The sequence below is a fragment of the Falsiroseomonas oryziterrae genome, assembly GCF_021864505.1.
Taxonomy (GTDB): domain Bacteria; phylum Pseudomonadota; class Alphaproteobacteria; order Acetobacterales; family Acetobacteraceae; genus Falsiroseomonas; species Falsiroseomonas oryziterrae.
The window spans coordinates 1-6876 of record NZ_JAKJIB010000217.1 but is presented as its reverse complement, the minus strand read 5'-3'; the positions used below and the strand labels follow the sequence as shown (position 1 = coordinate 6876).

General features: G+C 70.4%; 7 protein-coding genes. 4 read left to right on the top strand and 3 right to left on the bottom strand.

What is annotated here, in order from left to right; all coding sequences use genetic code 11:
• From L2I40_RS15975 to L2I40_RS15965, 3 genes are all read right to left on the bottom strand, one after another.
• A partial coding sequence (locus L2I40_RS15975) for a biotin/lipoyl-containing protein (protein ID WP_308116428.1) occupies positions 1–279 on the bottom strand: 279 nt, incomplete at its 3' end.
• 1 nt (position 280) lies between these two features.
• Positions 281–1297: an alpha-ketoacid dehydrogenase subunit beta gene (locus L2I40_RS15970; protein ID WP_237216191.1), complete on the bottom strand. Its 1017-nt coding sequence runs from the start codon at positions 1295–1297 to the stop codon at positions 281–283.
• Entirely contained in the window at positions 1297–2535 is a 1239-nt protein-coding gene (locus L2I40_RS15965) for a thiamine pyrophosphate-dependent enzyme (protein ID WP_237216190.1), read from the bottom strand. The genes L2I40_RS15970 and L2I40_RS15965 overlap by 1 nt, the downstream gene beginning before the upstream one ends.
• Before the next feature lie 227 nt (positions 2536–2762).
• Between L2I40_RS15965 and L2I40_RS15960 the strand changes: the two genes are divergently transcribed.
• From L2I40_RS15960 to L2I40_RS15945, 4 genes are all read left to right on the top strand, one after another.
• Positions 2763–3734: a Bug family tripartite tricarboxylate transporter substrate binding protein gene (locus L2I40_RS15960; protein WP_237216189.1), complete on the top strand. Its 972-nt coding sequence runs from the start codon at positions 2763–2765 to the stop codon at positions 3732–3734.
• Positions 3735–3835: 101 nt separating this feature from the next.
• Entirely contained in the window at positions 3836–4834 is a 999-nt protein-coding gene (locus L2I40_RS15955; RefSeq protein ID WP_237216188.1) for a TRAP transporter substrate-binding protein, read from the top strand.
• A gap of 67 nt (positions 4835–4901) precedes the next feature.
• A complete protein-coding gene (locus tag L2I40_RS15950) occupies positions 4902–5414 on the top strand; it encodes a TRAP transporter small permease (RefSeq protein WP_237216187.1) in 513 nt (170 codons plus the stop codon).
• Complete coding sequence (locus tag L2I40_RS15945) at positions 5414–6733, top strand: TRAP transporter large permease (protein ID WP_237216186.1); 1320 nt, start codon at positions 5414–5416, stop codon at positions 6731–6733. The genes L2I40_RS15950 and L2I40_RS15945 overlap by 1 nt, the downstream gene beginning before the upstream one ends.
• The last annotated feature ends 143 nt before the right edge of the window (positions 6734–6876 follow it).

Sequence of the window (6876 nt, the reverse complement as noted above, 5' to 3'; positions counted from 1 at the left end):
CGCGGGCGCGGCGTCGTTGGCGGGCCTGGCGCGGCCCGGCGGCTCCAGCCGCAGCAGCTCGCCGCCGACCACGAGCTTCGCGCCGACCTCGCCGCCCAGCGCGACGACGGTGCCGGCGAGCGGCGCGGGGATCTCCACCGTCGCCTTGTCGGTCATCACCTCCGCGACGACCTGGTCCTCCTGCACCAGCTCGCCGACCTTGACGTGCCAGCCGACCAGCTCGGCTTCCACCACGCCCTCGCCGATGTCCGGCACCTTGACGACGAAGGTCGCGCCCATCTCAGGCGGCCTCCATCACGTCGCGCAGCGCGCGGCCGACGCGCGCGGGGCCGGGGAAGTAGTCCCATTCATGCGCGTGCGGATAGGGCGTGTCCCACCCCGTCACGCGCAGCACCGGCGCCTCCAGGTGATAGAACAGCCGCTCCTGCACCTGCGCCGCCAGCTCCGCGCCGAAGCCCGAGGTGCGCGTCGCCTCGTGCAGCACGACGCAGCGCCCGGTCTTGCGCACGGAGGCCTCGATCGCCGCGATGTCGAGCGGCACCAGCGTGCGGAGGTCGAGGATCTCGGCATCCACGCCGGTCTCCTCCGCCGCCGCCTCCGCGACATGCACCATGGTGCCGTAGGCCAGCACCGTCACCGCCTCTCCCGCCCGCGCCACCGCGGCATGGCCGAGCGGCACGGTGTAGTGCCCCTCCGGCGTCTCGCTCCGCGGATGCTGCGCCCAGGGCACGGACGGCCGATCGTGATGGCCGTTGAAGGGCCCGTTGTAGATGCGCTTGGGCTCGAGGAAGATCACCGGGTCCTCGTCCTCGATCGCCGCCAGCAGCAGCCCCTTCGCGTCATGCGGGTTGGACGGGATGACCGTCTTCAGCCCGCAGACATGGGTGAACAGCGCCTCCGGACTCTGGCTGTGCGTCTGGCCGCCGAAGATCCCGCCGCCGCAGGGCATGCGCACCACCATCGGCGCGGTGAAGTCGCCGGCCGAGCGGTAGCGGAGGCGTGCCGCTTCGGAGACCAGCTGGTCGTAGCCGGGATACATGTAGTCGGCGAACTGGATCTCCGCGACCGGCCGCAGGCCATAGGCGGCCATGCCGATGGCGACGCCGACGATCCCCGTCTCGCTGATGGGCGTATCGAAGCAGCGCGAGGCGCCGTACTTCTTCTGCAGCCCGTCGGTGACGCGGAAAACGCCGCCGAAATAGCCGACATCCTCGCCGAAGACGACGACGCGCGCGTCACGCTCCATCGCGCCGTCGAGCGCGCTGCGGATCGCCTCGACCATCGTCATGCGGGGCATCAGCGATTCTCCTCCATCTGCGCGCGCTGCTCGCGCAGGTGCCAGGGCATCTCCTGGAACACGTCCTCGAACATCGAGGCCGCCGGGGCGTGCGGGCCGTTCTGCAGCGTGCCGTGGCGCTCCGCCTCGCGCTGCGCCGCCAGCACCTCCTCCTCGATCTCCGCCTGCGCCTGGGCATGGCGTTCCTCCGACCAGGCGCCGAGCACGACCAGGTGCCTCTTCAGCCGCTCGATCGGATCGCCAAGCGGCCAGGCCTCGCTTTCCTGCTTCGGCCGGTAGCGCGAAGGGTCGTCGGAGGAGGAATGCGGTCCCGCGCGATAGGTGACGAACTCGATCAGCGTCGACCCGAGGTTGCGCCGCGCGCGTTCCACTGCCCAGCAGGCCGCGGCGTGCACCGCGAGGTAGTCGTTGCCGTCCACCCGGAGCGACGGGATGCCGTAGCCATGCGCCCGCGCCGCGAAGGTCGCGTTCTCGCCGCCCGCGACGCCCTGGAAGGAGGAGATGGCGTACTGGTTGTTCACGACGTTCAGCACCACCGGCGGGCGGAAGACGGAGGCGAAGACGAGCGCCGCGTGGAAGTCGCTCTCGGCCGTCGAGCCCTCGCCGATCCAGCCCGCTGCGACCTTGGTGTCGCCGCTGATCGCCGAGGCCATCGCCCAGCCCACCGCCTGGACATACTGCGTGCCCAGATTGCCGGAGACGGAGAAGAACCCCGCCTTCTTCACCGAGTACAGCACCGGCATCTGCCGCCCGCGCAGCGGGTCGCGCGCGTTGGAGAAGATCTCGTCCATCATCTCGACCAGCGGGTGGTCCTGCGCGATCAGCAGCCCCGGCTGGCGATACGTGGGAAAATTCATGTCGCCGGGCCGGAGCGCCGTCTGGAAGGCGCAGGCGATCGCCTCCTCACCCAGGCACTGCATATAGAAGGACGTCTTGCCGGCGCGCTGCGCCAGCATCATCCGCGCGTCGAAGGCGCGGGTGCGCATCATCGCGCGCAGCCCCTGCTTCAGCGCCTCCCCGTCCAGCTCCGGCGCCCAGGGACCCACCGCCTCGCCGTCCCGGTTCAGCACGCGGATGACCGAGTAGGCGAGGTCGTGGATCTCGTGCGCGCCCACATCCACCGGCGGCCTCCGCGCCTCGCCGGCACGCGGGATGCCGACATGGCTGAAGTCGGGCCTGCCGCCCGGGCGGGCGGGCGGCGTCGGGACGTGCAGCGAGAGCGCCCTCGGCTCGGTCATCTCGTCCTCCCCGCCGGGTCGGACGAGCCGTGGGCGCCGCCCGGACGAGCGTGAAGCGTTCGGGGCCGTTCCGAGTTCGCCCGCAATCGGCCGGAGATTCGCGGTTGTGAGCGTGTGATGCCGCAGCGCAGCATGCGCGATCGCGCTTGCCCCGCCTTGCCCTCCCCCCACGCATCGCGCCAGCATGGCGCCGCGCGCGACGCCGCGCGGGAGGAAGGACGAACGCCATGCAAAGACGCCGGCTGCTCCAGGCCGCGGCGGGGAGTGCCGTCCTGCTCGCCGCGCCCGCGCTCCACGCCCAGGACATCACGGGGACGATGCGCATCGTCGTGCCCTTCGCGCCGGGCGGCACCAGCGACATCCTCGCGCGGCTGCTCGCCCCCGCGCTGCAACAGCGCATCGGCCAGAACGTGGTGGTGGAGAACCGCCCCGGCGCCGGCGGCAACATCGGCGCGGATGCGGTGGCGAAGAGCCGACCGGACGGGACGAGCCTGCTGCTGCTCGACGTCTCGGCGCTGGCGACCAACCCCTTCCTCTATTCGCGCATGCCCTTCGACACCGAGCGCGACCTGGCGCCGGTGCAGATGGTGATCTACGCGCCCTACATCATGGCGGTGAACAACCAGCTGCCCGTGCAGGACGCGGCCGGGCTGGTGGAGTGGGTGAAGCGCAATCCCGGCCGACTCAACTTCGCGCATTCGGGCATCGGCACGCTGACGCATATCGTCGGCCTGTCGCTCGCCAACGCCTGGGGGTCGGAGATCACCTCGGTGCCCTATCGCGGCGGCGCGCCGGCGCTGCTCGCGCTGGTGTCGAACGAGGCGAACATGACGCTGCAGGGCGCGACGCAATCCATGCCCTATGTCGTGAACGGCCAGATGCGCGGCATCGCCGTCACCGGCCCGCGTCGCTTCGCGAACCTTCCCAACCTGCCGACCTTCCGCGAGCTCAGCTGGCCGGAGGCCGACAGCGGCACCTGGCAGGGCATCCTGGTCCAGGGCCAGACGCCGCCCGCACTGATCGCGCGGCTCGAGCGCGAGATCGCGGCGATCCTGGCAGAGCCGGCGATCCGCACCCGCATCGGAGAGCTGGGCGGCGAGGTCGTGGCCGATGGCGCCGCCGCATTCCGCACGCGCCTGGCCGAGCAGACAGCAAGCTACAGCCGCGTGATCCGCGCCAACAACCTGCGGATCGAGTGACGGCGCGGCAAGGTAACTGAGTGGTTTCCAACCGCGGCGGGATCGGTCTAGCCTTCCCGCCGCAAGCCGGGACACAGCCGGCGGCCATAGGGAGACAGTCCATGCAACGTCGCGCTTTCCTCGGTGTGGCCGGCGCCGCCGCCGGCCTTCTCGCCGCACCCTCGGTGGTGCGCGCGCAGGCGCCCATCACGCTGAACGGCGCGAGCCAGTTCAACGACGAGCACGTGTTCAACCGCACCATGACGCGGTTCCAGGAGCTGGTGCGCCAGTACTACGGCCGGCCGGTGAATTTCGTCATGCACAACAACAGCTCGCTCGGGCTCGAGAAGCAGTTCTTCGAGTACATGTCGGCCGGCCGCGCGGTGGACTTCGCCATCGTCAGCCCGGCGCACATGTCCACCTTTAGCCGCGCCGCGCCCTACATCGACGCGCCCTTCCTGTTCCGCGACCTCGCGCATTGGAACCAGGTGCTCGACCAGGACCTGTTCAAGCCGGTCGCCGACGAGGTGGAGCGGCGCGCCCGCGTCCTGCTGCTCGGCTACGCCGGCGGCGGCGTGCGCAACATCTTCTCGAGCCGCCCGGCGCGGAACATGGCGGAGCTGCGGGGCCTGCGCGTGCGCGTGCAGGGCGCACCGATCTGGTCGCGCACCTTCCAGGCCATCGGCATGGCGCCGCAGGTCATCGCCTACAACGAGGTCTACAACGCCATCCAGAACAACGTGATCGAGGCCGGCGAGAACGAGGCCGCGGGCGTCGAGCAGATGCGCTTCTTCGAGGTCGGGCCGAACCTGATCATGACGCAGCACGCCATCACCATCCGCCCGCTCTGCTTCTCGGTCGCATCGCTGCAGCGCCTGCCGCGCGAGCTGCAGGAGGCGATCCGCCGCGCCGGCCGCGAGGCAGGCGTCTTCGGCCGCCAGACCGAGAGCACGGAGGACGAGCAGAAGCTCGCCGCGCTCGAATCCGCCGGCCGCCTGCGCCGCATCCCCTTCACGGAGCGCGCGCAGATGAATGCGGCGGTGCAGCCGGTGATGGCCGCCTATGCGCGCGAGATCGACGCAGAAGGCATCCACAACCGCATCGCGTCGCTGACCTCCTGACCGGTCGGGCCCGGGGCGGCAGCCGCCCCGGGCCTTCCATCCCGACATCCGAAGAGGCCCCGCCCGCATGCCGGAGACCGGCGCGCGCGCCATCCTGCGCCGCATCACCTTCCTCTACAGCCGGGTCCTCGACCTGCTCCTGGTGCTGACCGTCGCAGTCATCATCGTGCCCGTCACGATGCAGATCTTCGCCCGCTTCACCGACATCATCCCGCGCTACATCTGGACCGAGGAGCTCGCACGCTTCCTGCTGGTCTGGATGATCATGATCGGCGCCATGATCGGCGTGCGGGAAGGGACGCACTTCACCGTGGACCTCTTCCCCGAGATGCGGGGGCGCCGGCGCGCCGCGGCGGATCTCCTCGTCTCCGTCTTCGTGCTGGCCATGGCCGGCGTGTTCGTCTGGTGGGGCTGGGAGTTCACCGACTTCGCCTGGTTCCGGATCAGCGAGCTGGCGGAGCTGCCGCTCTGGACCATCCACGTCGCCTGGCCGATCTGCGGCGTCACCTGGCTGCTGTTCCAGGGCGAGCGGATCTGGGACGACATCCACGTCCTGCGCCATGGCGAGGAGCCGCTGTGATGGGCGGCAACGTCCTCGACACCGGCACCGCGGCCTGGATCCTGTTCGGCGGCTTCTTCGGCATGCTGGCGCTGCGCGTTCCGGTCGCCGTCGCGCTCGGGCTCGCCTGCCTGCCGCCCCTGCTGATCGAGCCGCGGCTCTGGCCGATGGTGCTCGTGCAGGAGACCTTCAACGCCTACAACAGCTTCATCCTGCTCGCCGTGCCCTTCTTCCTGCTCGCGGCGAACCTGATGACCATCGGCGGCATCACGGAGCGGCTGATCCGCCTCTCGCGCAGCCTCGTCGGGCACCTGCCCGGCGGGCTCGCGCAGGTCAACGTCGTGCTCTCGATCTTCTTCGCCGGCATCTCCGGCAGCTCGACCGCCGACGCCGCCAGCCAGGGCAAGCTGTTCATCGAGGCGCAGGTGCGCGAGGGCTACGACCGCTCCTTCTCGGTCGCGATCACCGCCGTCTCGGCCGTGCTGGCGGCCATCATCCCGCCGTCCATCATGATGATCGTCTGGGGCGGCGTGCTGACGGTGTCGATCGGCGGCCTGTTCCTCGCCGGCGTGGTGCCCGGGCTGCTGATCGGGCTGGTGCAGATGGGCACGGTGCACGCCTATGCCTCGCTGCGCGGCTATCCGACCTACCCCAAGTCGACCTGGACCGAGCTGGGCGCCGCGCTGCTGGTGGCGGGGCCGGCATTGCTGACGCCCTTCATCATCATCGGCGGCAAGATCTTCGGCTGGTTCACGCCGACCGAGGCGGCCTGCATCGCCGTGCTCTACGCCATCTTCCTCTCGGTGATCGTCTACCGGGAGATGAGCGGCCGCGGCCTCTGGAAGGCGTTCAGCGAGACCGGGCGCTTCGCGGCCATCACGCTGTTCTGCGTCGGCACCGCCTCAGCCTTCGGCTGGCTGCTGGCCTTCTACAAGGTCCCCGACGCGCTGCTGGCCGGCGTGGGCACGTGGGAGATGGGACCGATCCTCACCGGCTTCTTCATCGCCGGCGTCTTCCTGGTGGTGGGCTGCTTCCTGGACGCGATCCCGGCCATCATCATCGTGGGCACCATCCTCCAGCCGGTCGCGATGGAGGCCGGGCTGCATCCGATCCACTTCGCGATGATCGGCATCATCAGCCTCGCCTTCGGCCTGGTCACCCCGCCCTACGGGCTCTGCCTGCTGATCTCCTGCGCGGTGGGCGGAATACGCATGACCCAGGCGCTCAAGGACGTCTGCATCATGCTGCTGCCCATGCTGAGCGTGCTGGCGCTGCTGATCATGTGGCCCGACATGGCGCTGCTGCTGCCACGGCTGCTCGAGCCCGACTTCCTCAAGTAGCGGTCGGAAGGGGGCGGGCGCCCGCGCCCCCCTCAGCCGCGGACCAGCAGCCCGCGCCGCACCAGGCGACGGCAGAAGTCGAGCGCGCCGTCGCCGAGCTCGGCCGGCGTCGCGCCTTCGGCCAGGCGCTCCATCCAGGCCAC